Source organism: Nocardia acidivorans NBRC 108247 (genome assembly GCF_001625085.1).
GTDB lineage: Bacteria > Actinomycetota > Actinomycetes > Mycobacteriales > Mycobacteriaceae > Nocardia > Nocardia acidivorans.
The window spans coordinates 15,622-29,934 of record NZ_BDAW01000026.1 but is presented as its reverse complement, the minus strand read 5'-3'; the positions used below and the strand labels follow the sequence as shown (position 1 = coordinate 29,934).

The window sequence follows — 14,313 nt, the reverse complement described above, 5'->3', positions numbered from 1 at the left end:
TCGCGACCGTCCCGGTTCTGGACTGACGGAGCGGGGGAGCGAAGCGGAGGAGCGCAGGAGGGAAGAACCGGGACCTCCGGGCCGCGAACCCGCCCGTAGCGAAGCGAAGGGCAAGAAAATATGGAAGTCGCTGTCGGACAGCTGTTCACGGGTTTGAGCCTCGGCTCGATCCTGCTGCTCGCCGCGCTCGGTCTGTCGCTGACCTTCGGTCAGATGGGCGTGATCAATATGGCGCACGGTGAATTCATCATGGCCGGTTGTTACACCACATTCGTTGTGCAGCAAGTCATCCACTCCACCGGCGTCGCGTTGATCGTGTCGCTGTTCGTCGGCTTCCTGGTCGGCGGCCTGCTCGGCGCGGCCCTGGAAATGGGGCTCATCCGCTGGATGTACGACCGTCCGCTGGACACCCTGCTGGTCACCTTCGGCGTCGGCCTGGTGCTGCAGCAGGTCACCCGGGACATCTTCGGTGCACCGGCCAAGAACGTGGTCGCCCCCGACTGGTTGACCGGCGGCCTCTCCATTGCCGGGACCGTGGTCCCCAAGACCCGCATCTTCATCATGGTGCTGGCCGTCGCCGCGGTCATCGCACTGGCCGCCGTGCTCAAGACCACGCCGCTGGGTCGCCGCATCCGCGCCGTGGTGCAGAACCGCAGCCTCGCCGAAACCTCCGGCGTCTCTTCCCGATTCACCGATATCAGCACCTTCTTCATCGGCTCCGGCCTGGCCGCCGTCGCCGGTGTCGCGCTCACCCTGATCGGCTCCACCAGCCCCACCATCGGGCAGTCGTACCTCGTCGACGCCTTCCTGGTGGTGGTCATCGGCGGCCTCGGGCAGATCAAGGGCACCGTCATCGCGGCCTTCGGTATGGGCCTGCTGAATTCCTTCGTCGAATACTCGACCACCGCCTCGGTCGCCAAGGTGATCGTCTTCGTGGTGATCGTGATCTTCCTGCAGGTGCGCCCGCAGGGCCTGTTCACCGTTCACACCCGGAGCCTGGCGTGACACTCATTCAGCGGCTCAATGCCCATTCCTCGGTCCAGGCGGTGGGCGGATTCGCCTTGGCCGCAATCGTTCTCTTCGGGATCGCGCCCGCAGCGCTCAGCGAATTCCGGCTGAGCCTGCTCGCCAAATTCCTCTGCTTCGCCATCGTCGCGGTCGGCATCGGGCTGGCCTGGGGACGCGGCGGCATGCTGACGCTCGGGCAGGGCGTGTTCTTCGGCATCGGCGCGTACATCATGGCCATGCACATGCAGATGGCCGACGCCGCCAAGGCGCACGAGGATGTACCGGAGTTCATGTCCATCGCGGGTATCTCCGAATTGCCGTCGTACTGGCAACCTTTCGCCTCCGCGCCGGTCGCGATCATCGGGATTCTGGTGCTGCCCGCCGCCATCGCGGCGGTGCTCGGATTCGGTGTGTTCAAGCGCCGCGTCAAGGGCGCGTACTTCGCCATCCTGAGCCAGGCCCTGGCGGCGGCGCTGGCGATCCTGCTCACCGGACAGCAGACCATCGGCGGGTTCACCGGCCTGAGCGACTTCCGCACCTTCTTCGGCTTCCGCCTGGACGATCCGGTGAACCGGCGGATGATGTTCTTCATCGCCGCGGGCGCGCTGCTCCTCGTGGTCGCCATCGCACGCCAACTCATGAACAGCCGCTACGGCGAATTGCTTGTGGCCGTGCGTGATCAGGAGGAGCGGGTGCGCTTCCTCGGCTACGACCCGGCCAATATCAAGATCGTCGCGTACGTCGTGGCCGCGTTCTTCGCCGGTATCGCCGGTGCGCTCTTCACCCCGATCGTCGGCATCATCTCCCCCGCCGATATCGGCGTGGTGCCCTCCATCGCCTTCCTCATCGGCGTCGCCATCGGCGGGCGCACCACCCTGCTCGGCCCGGTGCTGGGCGCGATCGGCGTCGCCTGGGCGCAGACCACGCTCTCGGAGAACTTCCCCTCCGGCTGGACCTACATCCAGGGTGCGCTCTTCCTTGTCGTGGTCGGCTTCCTGCCCGCCGGTCTGATCGGATTGTGGCCGCTGGCAAAGCAATTCGCCGAACGTTTCCGGCCCGCGAAACCGGCGGGACCGGCAGTCGGCGCGGGCGCGGCCATTGTCGCCCCGGTCATGTCCACCGGCAAGAACACCGATGACGAAGTGAAGGTGAAGGCATGACCATGGACAAGGAGTACCTCGAAATCCGCGGCCTGTCCGTGAGTTTCGACGGGTTCAAGGCCGTCTCCGAGGTGGATCTCACCGTGCTGCAGGGGGATCTGCGGTTCCTGATCGGCCCGAACGGTGCGGGCAAGACCACGCTCATCGACGCCATCACCGGGCTCACCCCGGCCACCGGGTCCGCGCGGAAGTCCGGCAGTGAACTGATCGGCAAGAAGGTGCATCAGATCGCCCGGCTCGGCGTCGGCCGCACCTTCCAGACCGCCAGCGTCTTCGAACAGCTCACTGTGCTGCAGAACCTCGATATCGCCGCGGGCGCGGGGCGTTCGGCGGTCACCCTGCTGCGCAAGCGCACCTCGGTGCTGCCCGCCATCGAGGAGGCCCTGGAGACCATCGGCCTCACCGCACTGCGCGACCGCCCCGCCGGAATCCTCGCGCACGGCCAGAAGCAGTGGCTGGAGATCGGCATGCTGCTGGTGCAGAACGCCTCGGTGCTGCTGCTCGACGAACCCGTGGCCGGAATGAGCGCCGAGGAGCGCGAGGAGACCGGAAACCTGTTGCGGCGCATCGGCGACGACCGCGTCGTGGTGGTGGTCGAACACGATATGGACTTCATGCGCGCCTTCGCCTCCTCGGTGACGGTGCTCGCGGGCGGACGCGTCCTGAGCGAGGGCACGGTCGAACAGGTGCAGGCCGACCCCAAGGTGCAGCAGGTCTACCTGGGCACCGCCGCGGCCGGCTACCTACCGCCGGTCACCGCGGCCGATACCGCCATCGACGAGAAGGAGGAAGCCGCCCATGCTTGAATTCGTTGACCTGCACACCGGTTACGGCCGCACCCAGGTGATTCACGGTGTGTCCCTGACCGTTCCGAGCGACGGTGTGGTTGCCGTCATGGGGCACAACGGCGCCGGGAAGACCTCCCTGCTGCGCGCGGCGGTCGGCCTGCTGCCCGCCAAATCCGGGAAGATCCGCTTCCATGACGAGGACATCACCAAGATGTCCCCGTCCCGCCGGGTCAAGCGCGGCATCGCCTATGTGCCGCAGGGCCAGCAGTCCTTCCCGCAGCTGTCCACCATGGAGAACCTCCAGGTGGTCGCGGACGGCCGCAAACGCGCCAAGGAGCTCGTCGCCGAATCCCTGGACCTGTTCCCGGCGTTGAGGGAACTGCTCACCCGCAAGGCCGGACTGCTGTCCGGCGGGCAGCGCCAGCAGCTCGCCATCGCCCGCGCCCTCATCACCGAACCGAAACTGCTCATTCTCGATGAGCCCACCGAGGGCATCCAGCCCTCCGTCGTCGCCGAAATCGAGCGCACCATCATCGATCTCACCAATCGCGGCGGTTTGAGCGTGCTGCTGGTCGAACAGCACATCGGCTTCGCACTGCAGGCCGCGCAGCAGTACTACGTACTGCAATCGGGGCGGATCACCTCCACGGGGGTGGGCGGCGCGGGCGCGGAGCCCGATGTCCGACTGGCCATGGCGATCTGATCAGGCGATCCCATATGGCGCGCAGGGGGCGTATTCCACTCTCCGATCGGGTCTATTCGGCCCTGCGACGAGATCTCGCGGCGGGCGTGCTCGCCCCGACCGACCGGCTCGGCGAGGAACGCCTCGCCGAGACCTACGGTGTCTCCCGCACTCCCGTCCGCGAGGCCCTGGCACGGCTCTACGCGGACGGGCTGCTCGAACGCCACACCGACGGGCTCTATCCGTACCGGCCCCGGGTGGATGAACTCGGCGACCTGTACGAGCTGCGAATCGTGCTGGAGGCCAGGGGAATCCAGCGGTTGCAGCGCACACCGGCGGGCCTCGGCGATCTCGATACGCACCGCAACGGCATCAGCTACGCCAACCGGTCCACACCCCTGCTGCACGATACCGCCGCGCTGCGCGGTGAACTCGAGCTGTGGCGGCATCTGCGCGACAACCCACCCGAGCCCGGGGCCGCGCTGATCACCGCCGACGAACAGTTCCACTCCGCATTGCTGGCGGCGGCGGGCAATTCGGCCCTGGCCGATGCGCTGGCCACCGTGCACGCCCGCGTCCGGCCCGTCCGCGCTATCGATATGCCCACCGCCGAACGCGTCGCCGCCATGACCGAGGACCACATAGCGATAGCCGAAAGCCTGCTCGAAGGCGACCTGGAATCCGCGCTGCGCACCCTGCTCGCCCACCTCACCAGTTCGCGTGCCCACGTCCTCACCCGGGCACGCCGCGCGCTCGAACTCACGAAACTCGCACGGGCCGTGCGGGAATGAACCCTTCGGCGCGGACCGGTGGCCAGTGACTGGGACAGCCTGTTAGCGTTGGGCATGGTGTCGACGCAGCCACGCATAGCCCCCGGCCGCCTCCGGGAACTCGGTCCGATCAATTGGGTTGTCTGGCAGGCGCTTTCCCGCGCGGCCGGTACCGATGACGCCCACCTGTTCAGCACCTTGGGCCGCACCGGCGGCCTGTTCCGCGGCTGGCTGCACTTCTCCGGCAAGCTCATGCCCGGCGGTCGCCTGCGCCGCTACGAATCCGAACTGGTCATCCTTCGCGTCGCCCATCTGCGCCAATGCGATTACGAGATGGACCATCACATCCGCCTCGGGAAACGGGCGGGCGTCACCCGGGAGAAGCTCGACTGGATTCGCACCGGACCGTCCGTCCCCGGCTGGACCGATCGGGAACGAGCACTGCTGACCGCCGTCGACCAACTCGTCACCACCCGCGATCTCGACGACACCGCCTGGCAAACCCTGACCGCGCACTACGACGAACGCCGCCTCATCGAAATCGTGCTGCTGACAAACCAGTACGAGGGCCTGGCCAGCACCATCACCGCCCTGCGCATCCAAACCGACCACTGATACCGCGGCGTCCGCGCCCATCGCGCGGTCCGCTAGGGCTCCGCGCGATGGCGGGCGCGCGCGATCATGGCGAACGGCACCGTTTCGGGCGAGTGATCGCCCCGCACCCGCGCGTGCAAATGCATGTCGTGCCAGCCGTCCGCATGCAGCGTGGCACTGCGATGCACCCCCTCCAGCCCGAATCCGGCCTTGACCGCAACCCGGCAGGAGGGCGAATTATGCAGCGAATGCACCAGTTCCAGACGATGGAAGCCGACCTCCTCGAACGCCCACGCCGTCACCGCCGCCAAAGCGCGCGAGGCCACCGATCGCCCCCGTGCCGCCGGCGTCACCCAGTACGCCACGGTGGCCTTACCGTCCCCGCACTCGATCCGGGACAGTGACACCCGGCCGACCACATGCCCCGAACCACCGTCGGTGACAGCCCAATTCGCATCCGCCCCGGCACTCCAGGCCCGGGCCCACATGGCAACCCACTCCTCCGCCTCCTCGACCGTTTCGGCGGTGCGGCGATGCCAGCGCTGAATGGCCGGATCCTGAAAAGCCTGGTACACTTCGGGGGCGTCGCGCCGCAGCCACGGCCGCAACACCAGATCCTCACCCGCCGGAATCACCGGCTGCGCGGATCCGGTGAAGACCTCGGCGGCAACGATTGCCGGAATGGAGCGCGGCATAACAGAAATTCTGCCCCCCAACACGACCGCTGTCGCGCGAAACGTCGATCACCACTCGTCCCGCCGCACCGCACGCCCCACATCCGGCTGAACGCGCGATCATCGGGAACTCACGTCGGTGATCTGGGCGCATCCGCGTCAGTTCCCGGTGATCGGCAGTCCGGGGCCCGGACCCGGGGCGCGAATTCCGTTCGACGCTAGGAAGGTTCGATTATGGCGGCCAGGCCGTCCAGGGTGCGGGCCAGGCCGAAGGTGTACGCGTGGTCGGCGTTGTAGGCGCTGTCGTGTGCCTGACCGGCGGACGCGCCCACCCTGGCCGCCAGGGGGTAGCGGTCGGGCGAGAAGACGCATTCGAGGAGCGGGGCGGCGCGCTGCCACCATTCATGATCGGATTCGCCGCTGTCCGCGGCCGCCCGCGCGGTGTCGATGGCTATGCGGGCCACCGAGGTGACGAAGCCGAGCAGGTAGGTCAGGGCGGCGTCCATCTCGATATCGCCCAGGCCGAGACCGTCGAAAGCCTGGAGCTCATGGTCGTATTTGGCGGCGACGCCCGGGCCGAGGGGCGGCCGGGTGGTCGGCAGGTAGGCGACCCACGGATGCGCGAGCAGCAGTGCGCGATTCTCAGCGGCGATGACGGAAACCTTTTCCCGCCATGACATTCCGGTGAGGTCCGCGCGCGGCATCCGCTGATAGACGGTGTCGAGCATGAGATCCAGCAGTTCGGCCTTGCCGGGCACATAGGTGTAGGTCGCCATCGGCGTCAGGCCGAGCTTCGCGGCGACCGAGCGCATGGTGAGCGCGGACAGGCCCTCGCTGTCTGCGATCTCGAGGGCGGCCGTCACCACCGCGTCGACGGTGGTGCGCGGTTTGGGCCCGCGCGCGGTTCCGCTCTGTGCGGGCTCGCGCCACAGCAGTTCCAGCGTCCGCGCCGGGTTCCCGGCACCACTGCGTTCTCGTGCGCCCATGCGTCACCTCCACGGCGAATCGTATAGCTGTGACACGCATCACAATGCGCGCCGTCGGGAATTTCCGTACGAAGTACAGCGTACTTAGTACAGAATTTATTGGCGCAAGGAGAACCCATGAAGATCACCGCATCCGCCCTGTCCCTGAACGTGCCGGACCCGGTCGCGTCGGCGCGATTCCTGATCGACCACTTCGGTTTCACCGAGGACATGTCCGCCGACGGCTTCGTCTCGCTGACCCGGCCGGACGCCGGAATCAATGTCATCTACCTGCGCACCGGGCTGGCATCGTTCAAACCGGCGAACATCTCCGGCAGCGCCGGACAGGGCGTCCTGGTCGTCTTCACCGTCGAGGACATCGACACCGAGTACGCGCGCATCCAGGCCGAAGGCGTCCCGATTGTCACCCCGATCGAGACCGAACCCTGGGGTGAGCGGTACTTCCAGACCCTGGATCCCAATGGAATCGTGATTCAACTCGTCAAATGGGTCTAGTCGTGTCGATTCCCGCCCCGCCCATTCGAGGAGTAGGTGAGGGTCGACAGGCGGCCCACCGAATGGAAGGACAGGATCGAACAATGCGACACATGGTGCTGATCCGGCTCGACCCCTCCCAGGCCCCCGCGGGCGGCCCGGACGAACAGCTGATGGCGGATATGAACACCCTCATCGAGGAGATGACCAAGGCCGGGGTCCTGCTGGACACCGCGGGCCTGCGCCCGACCGAGGAGGGCACCCGGGTGCGGCAGTCCGGCGGGAAGCAGACCGTCATCGACGGGCCGTTCACCGAAACCAAGGAGGTCATCGGCGGCTACTGCCTGCTGCAGACCCGTTCCAATGCCGAAGCGGTGGAATGGGCCTCGCGGTTCCTGCGGGTGCACGGGCCGGAGTGGGAGATCGAGGTCGAGGTACGCCAGCTCGACGATCAGGGCTGAGGCCGCATGCGGCCACTCGAACCATACGCTCGCCCGGCCGACCCGCCGGGCGACGGAACGCGCCGGGACATCCGATCTCCCGAGCAGCGCGCACGCCGGGCCGTCGAGGCGGCCTGGCGCATCGAGTGGCCGCGGCTGGTCGCGGGCTTGACGCGGCTGGCCGGTGATATCGGAACGGCCGAGGAGTTGGCGCAGGACGCGCTGGTCGCCGCGCTGGAACAGTGGCCACGCGAGGGGGTGCCGCCGAATCCGGGCGGATGGCTCATGTCGACGGCGAAACACCGTGCCATCGACCGGATTCGGCGCGACGCCACCTTCGCGCGCAAATTGGCGCTGCTCGGCCACCAACTCCGGATCGACGAAAACGGCGAACAGCACGCCGATTCGGCGGAGTCGGTCGCACTGAGCTCCGGCACGCTGGGCGCGGGGGTGCCGGGCTTCGACCTCGGGGGCCCGGGCAGAACCGGCCCGGGGCCGGGAGCCTCCGGCGGGGGGAACCCCGGGGCGGGAGGCCCCGGTACGGCGGGCTCCGAGGCAACGAGATCCGGCGGGCCGGGTGACGGCGCGGAGGTCAGCGACGATCTGTTGCGGATGATCTTCACCGCGTGTCATCCGGTGCTCACCCCGCCCGCACGGGCGGCCCTCACCCTGCGCATGGTCGGCGGCCTCGCGACCACGGAGATCGCACGCGCCTACGTGGTACCCGAAGCGACTGTGGCGCAACGGATCGTGCGCGCCAAACGGACCATCGCCGCCAAGGGCATCGGGTACGAGGTGCCGCGCGGAGCGGAACTGGCCGCGCGACTGGACTCGGTGCTCGAAGTGATCTATCTGATCTTCAACGAGGGTTACACCGCGACCGCCGGGGACCGTTGGGTGCGCGCCGAATTATGCGAGGACGCCCTGCGATTGGCGCGCATAGTGGCCGGGCTGCTGCCCGACGAAGCCGAGGCGCACGGGCTCGCCGCACTGCTGGAATTGCAAGCGTCGCGGCTGCGCGCCCGCAGCAATGACGCCAATGAACTGGTGCTGCTTGCCGATCAGGATCGCGCGCACTGGAATCGCCTGTATATCCGGCGCGGGTTCGCGGCCCTGGGACGCGCGCACGCCCGCAATCGCACTCGGGGCCGGGAACCCGGGCGCTACACCCTGCAAGCGGCCATCGCCGCGGTGCACGCCATGGCCCCGACCGCCGCCGATACCGATTGGCGGCGCATCGCTGGACTGTATTCCGTTCTCGCCGAACGGTTTCCCTCACCCATCGTGGAGTTGAATCGCGCGGTGGCCGTAGCCATGCTGCACGGTCCGGCCGCCGGACTCGAATTGGCCGACAAGGCGGCGCAATCCGGTGCGCTGGACGGCTATCACCTGCTGCACGCGGTGCGCGGGGACCTGCTGTCCCGGCTGGATCGCATTCCGGAGGCGCGCGCGGCACTGCTGCGCGCGGCCGAACTCACCGCGAACGGCACCGAGCGGGCGCTCCTGCGGGATCGGGCGGAGCGGCTCGGAACGCCGCCCTCGCGATGATCCGCGCGCGGCGGTAGCGTCCGGGTCGCCGGTTCCGCCTCGGATCAGCGGAAATCCGTGCGCGACGCACCGCGCCGGGTCCCCCACCGAATCGTGCGGACCGCGTACGGTTTACCCCCTATTGCACCCTTGGTCCGATAGTCGTGATTGCGAAAACGCTCGGAATTATCGCGATTTCGGTCGCGCCGATACTTCTCGGCGTCGGCAGCCCGGCCGCACACGCGGACGCGGGCAAAACGCCCCCCGCGGCCCCCATCGGAGCCGGCGATTCCGCACTGATGGCGGTGCTGCCCCAGCTCACCGAGTTCGCCTCGTCCACCATCACCGGATTGATCGCCGACCCGTCGGGCATCTATCCCGAACCGGCGCTGAAGGCGATCGCGCTCACCATCGTCCCGCTCGACCAGTTCGCGTCCTTCGACCAGATCATCACCCATGAGAGCAGCTGGCGAACCTTCGCCGTCAATCCCAGTTCCGGCGCGTACGGACTGGCGCAGGCGCTGCCCGCGCACAAGATGAGCGAATCCGGCTTCGACTGGCCGATCAATCCGGTGACGCAGCTGCGCTGGGCCTACCGCTATATGTGCGAGCGCTACGGCAGCCCGAACGCCGCCTGGGCGTTCTGGCAGCAGAACCACTGGTACTGAGCGTGAATCGTGCGCTGAGCGCGTACTCGCGCTCAGCTCGACCCCGCGTGTCTCAGTTCAGTGCCGCGCGGAACACCTCGACGGCCGGGGTGGCCGGACGGCCGAGCAATTTCTCCAGATCGCCGCTGTCGACATCGAGAATGCCCTGTGCGATACCGGCATCCGCGTCCGCGAGCACCGCGGCGTATTCGGCGGGGACGCCATTGCTCGCCAGCGCCGCGGCATAGTCGGCCTGCGGCAGATCCTGGTAGCGCACCGGCTTCCCGGATGCCTCCGAAATCGCCTGCGCCAGTTCGGCATAGGTGTGCCGCTGACCGCCCAGCTCATATGCCCGGCCGCCGTGGCCGTCCGTGGTCAGCACCTTGGCGGCGGCCTCGGCGTAATCCGCGCGGGCCGCGCCCGCCACCCGGCCCTGGCCCGCCGCGCCGTACAGCACCCCGGACTCGACGGCCGCGGGCAGCGCACTGAGGTAGTTCTCCCAGTACCAGTCGTTGCGCAGCCGTACCACCGGCACCGACGCCTGGTCCAGCACGGCCTCGGTGCCGCGGTGCTCCTGCGCCAGGATCAGCTCATTGCGGTCGACGTTCGGAATGCTGGTGTAGGCCAGCAGCTCCACACCCGCGCGCTCGGCGGCGCGAATCACATTGGTGTGCTGGGCGACTCGGCTGCCGAACTCATTGCCCGAGACCAGCAGCACCCGATCGACGCCCGCGAAGGCGCGATCCAGGGCGGCGGGATCGTCATAGCCCGCCTCACGCACCTCGACCCCGCGCTCGGCCAGATCGGCGACCTTCGAGGCATCGCGGACGACGGCCACCGGGGTGGCGCCCTCCCGCAGCAGCGCCTCGATGGTGAGGCGACCCAGCTGACCACTTGCTCCGGTGACTGCGACGGTCATGACTTCCTCCAGGGTGTTCGGGGTATCCGAGGGAATGAACTGCGTTATCGATATGTACTAACTAATAGTAAGCACATGCTATTCCCACACCGCAACCCGAAAGGTTAGGTAATCTCGAACCATGAGCACGCCCGACCCGGAGACCGTCGACCCCACCCTGGAGGCCGACGTCTTCGCCCGGAACTGCGCCTCCCGGCCGGTGCTGCAGAATGTGGCCAGCCGCTGGGGCGCCCTCGCCCTCGCGGCCCTGCGCGACGGCCCCTACCGCTTCAGCGCCCTACGCCGCCGCGTAGACGGCATCAGCGAACGCATGCTCTCGCAGACCCTGCAGAATCTGGAACGCGACGGCATGATCCACCGCGAAGTCCAGCAATCCATCCCCCCGCACGTCGAGTACACCCTCACCCCGCTCGGTGAACGCGTCGCCGACCAGCTCATCGGGCTCATCGGCATCCTCGAGGCCAATATCGACGCCATCGTCTCGGCCCAGCACGACTACCATCGCGCCTGACCCGTCGAGATCGCCTGTGCGGCAACACCATCCACGAAGGAGTGCGCCCGTGCCCACCGATTTGAACTACCTCGAACGCTGCGTCGAACTGGCGGCGCAGGCCCTCGCCGCGGGCGATGAACCATTCGGGTCGGTACTGGTGGGGGCCGACGGGACCGTCCTCGCGGAGGATCGCAATCGGGTCTCCGGCGGCGATGACACCCGGCATCCGGAATTCGAGCTCGCCCGCTGGGCCGCCGAGCACCTGGCCCCCGCCGACCGGGCCACCGCCACCGTCTACACCTCCGGCGAGCACTGCCCCATGTGCTCGGCCGCCCACGCCTGGGTGGGCTTGGGCCGCATCGTCTACGCCGCCTCGACCGAGCAGCTCACCGCCTGGCTCAATGAATTCGGCGTGCCCTCGGGTCCGGTGAGTCCGCTGCCCATCCGCCAGGTCGCCCCGAATATCCCGGTCACCGGTCCATTCCCGGAGCTGACCGACCGGGTCTACGCCCTCCACAAGCGCCTGCACCTGGGTGCCTGATCCTTTGATGGAGTAGGACAGGCCAACGGGGTGCCTACTCTGAATCAGTCTTTCAGCGCGTGCTTTTGGCCGGATCCACCCTCCGCGATCGAAAACGGCCCGGTATCAGCGACTTTCGCTGGTACCGGGCCGAATTGATTTGTCCCGCAGGCGAACCGATCAGAAGTTGATCATGTGCCCGGCAAGGCCGTGGATGGCCTCCTGGAGCGCTTCGCTCAGCGTCGGATGGGTGTGCACATTGCGGGCCAGCTCATTGACCGTGAGATCCCACTTCTGGGCCAGGGTCAGCTCGGGCAGCAGTTCGGAGACGTCGGGGCCGATCAGATGGCCGCCGATGAGCTCGCCGTACTTGGCGTCGGAGATGAGCTTCACGAAACCGTTCGGATCACCCAGACCGTGCGCCTTGCCGTTGGCGGTGAACGGGAAGGTGGCGACCTTCACGTCATAGCCCTCGTCGCGGGCCTGCTGCTCGGTGAGACCGAAGCTGGCAACCTGCGGCTGGCAGAAGGTGGCGCGCGGCATCATGCGGTAGTCGTCGATGGGCAGCGTCTCCGCGCCCGCGATGGTCTCCGCGGCCACCACGCCCTGCGCCTCGGCGACATGCGCGAGCTGCAGCTTGGCGGTGACATCGCCGATGGCGTAGATACCGGGCACGTTGGTGCGCATCTGATTGTCGATGGCGATGGCGCCGCGATCGGTCAGCTGCACGCCGGTGTTCTCCAGGCCGTAGCCCTCGATGCGCGGTGCGAAGCCGACGGCCTGCAGCACCTTGTCGACGGTGACGGTCTCGATATTGCCGGACTTGTTGTCCTTGATGGCGACGGTCACCTTGGAGCCGTCGTCGTCGATGGACTGCACGGCCGCACCGGTGGTGATGGTGATGCCGAGCTTCTTGTACGCCTTGGTGATCTCCTTGGAGACGTCGGCGTCCTCGTTCGGCAGTGCGCGGTCCAGGAATTCGACGATCCGCACATCCACGCCGTAGTTCTTCAGAACGTAGGCGAACTCCATGCCGATCGCGCCCGCGCCGACCACCAGGATCGAACCCGGCAGATCGCGGGTGAGGATCTGCTCCTCGTAGGTCACCACATTCGCGGACAGCGAGGTGCCCGGCAGCAGCTTGGTGACGGTGCCGGTGGCGATGATGACATTGTCGAACGTGATGGTCTCGGTGCCGCCCTTGGTCAGCGCGACCGAGATCGTCTTGGCATCGGTGAACGTACCGGTGCCGTCGAACTCGTCGATCTTGTTCTTCTTCATCAGGAAGTGGACGCCCTTGACGCGGCCGTCCGCCACCTTGCGGCTGCGGTCGAACGCAGCGCCGAAGTCGAAGCTCACCTCACCGGAAATACCGAAGGTCTTGGCCTCTTTGTGGAAAATATGGGCCAGCTCCGCGTTCCGGAGCAGTGCCTTGGAAGGAATGCAGCCCACGTTCAGGCACACGCCACCCCAGTATTTCTGCTCGACGATCGCTGTTCGCAGGCCGAGTTGAGCGGCACGGATCGCGGCGACGTAACCGCCGGGACCAGCGCCGAGAACGACGACATCGTAGTGGGAAGTCACGCCTGCGAGCCTAACCCCGCCGCGCCGGTCGCACTCATCCAGCCTGCCCGGTTTCGAAGCGGCTGATCAGAGGCTAGTGCCGCCAGACCTGGCGGGCGACGCGCGCGAAATTGCCGTGGAAGACCGCGGCCCGATCGGCGGCGGAGAAGCCGCGCCTCGCGAGGACTTCGTCCAGCCCGGGGACCTCGGATTCGCCGAGCAGATCCTCCGGCGGCGTCCATTGCAGCGGACCCCAGCGGGTGAACTCCGCGGAGAAGATGTCCGGATTGCGGGCGACCTCCGCATTGAAATCATCACCGTCGAAGGAGAAATCGGAGCTGAAGCCGATGTGCTCGATACCGACCAGCCCCGCGCCGTAGGCGATGTGATCGGCCATGGCCTCGATCCGCTCGGCGCGCGCACCGGGCTCGTTGCGGCCCAGGAAGATTCCGACGCCATTGATGCCGATGACCCCGCCGGTGGCGGCGCACGCGCGCGCCTGATCATCGGTGATATTGCGCGGATGTGCCCACACCGCGGCGAAATTCGAATGGCTGTAGATCATCGGCACCGAGGTGATCTCGGCGATGTCCAGTCCGGTGCGCACCGAACAGTGCGAGCCGTCGGCGAAGACACCGACCTCATTGAGCATGCGAATCAGATCGCGGCCGTACCCGGTCAGACCGGTGTCCACCGAATCCAGGCATCCGCAGCCCGCCGCATTCGCGTAGTTATAGCTGGGCAGCAACGACCGCACGCCCAGGTCGTAGAACATCCGCACGGTGTCCAGCTCACCGCCGAGCGGCCCGGAATCCTCCAGATCGAAGGCCAGCGCGATGGTCTCCGGATCCGGATCGACCGCATCGGCGATCGTCTCCACCAGCCGAAATCGCCCATCCGCCAGCGCATCCCGCCGGAACTGATCGATCAACCGCACCGAATCGCGAGTCGACTGCGGCGCATACCCCACATTGACCGACAGATACGACCCGAGTGGATACCGCGCCAACTCCGCGATATCGGCCGAGGGCAGCAATGGCAGGCAGCAGTGCTGTTCCCACAGCAATC

General features: G+C 67.4%; 17 protein-coding genes. 12 read left to right on the top strand and 5 right to left on the bottom strand.

The window, feature by feature from the left end:
* Window positions 1-120 precede the first annotated feature (120 nt).
* From urtB to NA10_RS15795, 6 genes are read left to right on the top strand one after another with little or no spacing between them, the layout of a single operon-like run.
* The gene (gene urtB / locus NA10_RS15820; protein WP_067568603.1) at window positions 121-1,005 is read left to right on the top strand and encodes an urea ABC transporter permease subunit UrtB; all 885 of its coding nucleotides are present in this window, start codon (window positions 121-123) and stop codon (window positions 1,003-1,005) included.
* Entirely contained in the window at window positions 1,002-2,168 is a 1,167-nt protein-coding gene (gene urtC, locus NA10_RS15815; protein ID WP_373862380.1) for an urea ABC transporter permease subunit UrtC, read from the top strand. The genes urtB and urtC overlap by 4 nt, the downstream gene beginning before the upstream one ends.
* Window positions 2,165-2,974 carry an urea ABC transporter ATP-binding protein UrtD gene (gene urtD / locus NA10_RS15810; protein ID WP_067568602.1) on the top strand — a complete coding sequence of 270 codons (810 nt, stop codon included), beginning with the start codon at window positions 2,165-2,167 and terminating at the stop codon, window positions 2,972-2,974. Before urtC ends, urtD begins: the two co-directional genes overlap by 4 nt.
* The gene (gene urtE / locus NA10_RS15805) at window positions 2,967-3,659 is read left to right on the top strand and encodes an urea ABC transporter ATP-binding subunit UrtE (RefSeq protein ID WP_067568601.1); all 693 of its coding nucleotides are present in this window, start codon (window positions 2,967-2,969) and stop codon (window positions 3,657-3,659) included. The genes urtD and urtE overlap by 8 nt, the downstream gene beginning before the upstream one ends.
* 14 nt (window positions 3,660-3,673) lie before the next feature.
* Window positions 3,674-4,429 carry a GntR family transcriptional regulator gene (locus NA10_RS15800; RefSeq protein ID WP_067568600.1) on the top strand — a complete coding sequence of 252 codons (756 nt, stop codon included), beginning with the start codon at window positions 3,674-3,676 and terminating at the stop codon, window positions 4,427-4,429.
* Window positions 4,430-4,483: 54 nt separating this feature from the next.
* Window positions 4,484-5,023: a carboxymuconolactone decarboxylase family protein gene (locus NA10_RS15795; RefSeq protein WP_067568599.1), complete on the top strand. Its 540-nt coding sequence runs from the start codon at window positions 4,484-4,486 to the stop codon at window positions 5,021-5,023.
* A 32-nt stretch (window positions 5,024-5,055) separates the two neighbouring features.
* Here the strand turns inward: NA10_RS15795 and NA10_RS15790 are convergent, their stop codons facing one another.
* Window positions 5,056-5,697, bottom strand: coding sequence for a GNAT family N-acetyltransferase (locus NA10_RS15790; protein ID WP_067568598.1), 642 nt, complete (start codon window positions 5,695-5,697; stop codon window positions 5,056-5,058).
* A 197-nt stretch (window positions 5,698-5,894) separates the two neighbouring features.
* A complete protein-coding gene (locus NA10_RS15785; RefSeq protein WP_067568597.1) occupies window positions 5,895-6,662 on the bottom strand; it encodes a TetR/AcrR family transcriptional regulator in 768 nt (255 codons plus the stop codon).
* A gap of 117 nt (window positions 6,663-6,779) precedes the next feature.
* Between NA10_RS15785 and NA10_RS15780 the strand changes: the two genes are divergently transcribed.
* From NA10_RS15780 to NA10_RS15765, 4 genes are all read left to right on the top strand, one after another.
* Window positions 6,780-7,157 (top strand): VOC family protein, encoded by a 378-nt coding sequence (locus NA10_RS15780; RefSeq protein WP_067568596.1) that lies wholly within the window; start codon window positions 6,780-6,782, stop codon window positions 7,155-7,157.
* An 83-nt stretch (window positions 7,158-7,240) separates the two neighbouring features.
* Window positions 7,241-7,597: a YciI family protein gene (locus NA10_RS15775; protein ID WP_067568595.1), complete on the top strand. Its 357-nt coding sequence runs from the start codon at window positions 7,241-7,243 to the stop codon at window positions 7,595-7,597.
* A 6-nt stretch (window positions 7,598-7,603) separates the two neighbouring features.
* The gene (locus tag NA10_RS38660) at window positions 7,604-9,124 is read left to right on the top strand and encodes an RNA polymerase sigma factor (RefSeq protein WP_067568594.1); all 1,521 of its coding nucleotides are present in this window, start codon (window positions 7,604-7,606) and stop codon (window positions 9,122-9,124) included.
* A 143-nt stretch (window positions 9,125-9,267) separates the two neighbouring features.
* On the top strand, window positions 9,268-9,771 hold the full coding sequence (locus tag NA10_RS15765) for an aggregation-promoting factor C-terminal-like domain-containing protein (RefSeq protein ID WP_067568593.1): 504 nt from the start codon (window positions 9,268-9,270) through the stop codon (window positions 9,769-9,771).
* Window positions 9,772-9,823: 52 nt separating this feature from the next.
* Here NA10_RS15765 and NA10_RS15760 read toward each other — a convergent pair whose 3' ends face one another.
* Complete coding sequence (locus tag NA10_RS15760; RefSeq protein ID WP_067568592.1) at window positions 9,824-10,669, bottom strand: SDR family oxidoreductase; 846 nt, start codon at window positions 10,667-10,669, stop codon at window positions 9,824-9,826.
* Window positions 10,670-10,790: 121 nt separating this feature from the next.
* Between NA10_RS15760 and NA10_RS15755 the strand changes: the two genes are divergently transcribed.
* Window positions 10,791-11,180, top strand: coding sequence for a winged helix-turn-helix transcriptional regulator (locus NA10_RS15755; RefSeq protein WP_067568591.1), 390 nt, complete (start codon window positions 10,791-10,793; stop codon window positions 11,178-11,180).
* Window positions 11,181-11,229: 49 nt separating this feature from the next.
* The gene (locus NA10_RS15750; RefSeq protein WP_067568590.1) at window positions 11,230-11,703 is read left to right on the top strand and encodes a nucleoside deaminase; all 474 of its coding nucleotides are present in this window, start codon (window positions 11,230-11,232) and stop codon (window positions 11,701-11,703) included.
* Window positions 11,704-11,862: 159 nt separating this feature from the next.
* On the opposite strand, the gene lpdA is transcribed toward NA10_RS15750, so the two are convergent.
* A complete protein-coding gene (lpdA, locus tag NA10_RS15745) occupies window positions 11,863-13,266 on the bottom strand; it encodes a dihydrolipoyl dehydrogenase (protein WP_067568589.1) in 1,404 nt (467 codons plus the stop codon).
* A gap of 73 nt (window positions 13,267-13,339) precedes the next feature.
* Window positions 13,340-14,311, bottom strand: a complete 972-nt coding sequence (locus tag NA10_RS15740) for a dipeptidase (protein WP_084514746.1) — start codon at window positions 14,309-14,311, stop codon at window positions 13,340-13,342.
* Between the last annotated feature and the right edge of the window lie 2 nt (window positions 14,312-14,313).

Coding starts and splice junctions, on each gene's coding strand:
- urtB (WP_067568603.1), top strand. CDS start 121: ATGGAAGTCGCTGTCGGACAGCTGTTCACGGGTTTGAGCCTCGGCTCG.
- urtD (WP_067568602.1), top strand. CDS start 2,165: ATGACCATGGACAAGGAGTACCTCGAAATCCGCGGCCTGTCCGTGAGT.
- urtE (WP_067568601.1), top strand. CDS start 2,967: ATGCTTGAATTCGTTGACCTGCACACCGGTTACGGCCGCACCCAGGTG.
- NA10_RS15800 (WP_067568600.1), top strand. CDS start 3,674: ATGGCGCGCAGGGGGCGTATTCCACTCTCCGATCGGGTCTATTCGGCC.
- NA10_RS15795 (WP_067568599.1), top strand. CDS start 4,484: ATGGTGTCGACGCAGCCACGCATAGCCCCCGGCCGCCTCCGGGAACTC.
- NA10_RS15790 (WP_067568598.1), bottom strand. CDS start 5,697: ATGCCGCGCTCCATTCCGGCAATCGTTGCCGCCGAGGTCTTCACCGGA.
- NA10_RS15785 (WP_067568597.1), bottom strand. CDS start 6,662: ATGGGCGCACGAGAACGCAGTGGTGCCGGGAACCCGGCGCGGACGCTG.
- NA10_RS15780 (WP_067568596.1), top strand. CDS start 6,780: ATGAAGATCACCGCATCCGCCCTGTCCCTGAACGTGCCGGACCCGGTC.
- NA10_RS15775 (WP_067568595.1), top strand. CDS start 7,241: ATGCGACACATGGTGCTGATCCGGCTCGACCCCTCCCAGGCCCCCGCG.
- NA10_RS38660 (WP_067568594.1), top strand. CDS start 7,604: ATGCGGCCACTCGAACCATACGCTCGCCCGGCCGACCCGCCGGGCGAC.
- NA10_RS15760 (WP_067568592.1), bottom strand. CDS start 10,669: ATGACCGTCGCAGTCACCGGAGCAAGTGGTCAGCTGGGTCGCCTCACC.
- NA10_RS15755 (WP_067568591.1), top strand. CDS start 10,791: ATGAGCACGCCCGACCCGGAGACCGTCGACCCCACCCTGGAGGCCGAC.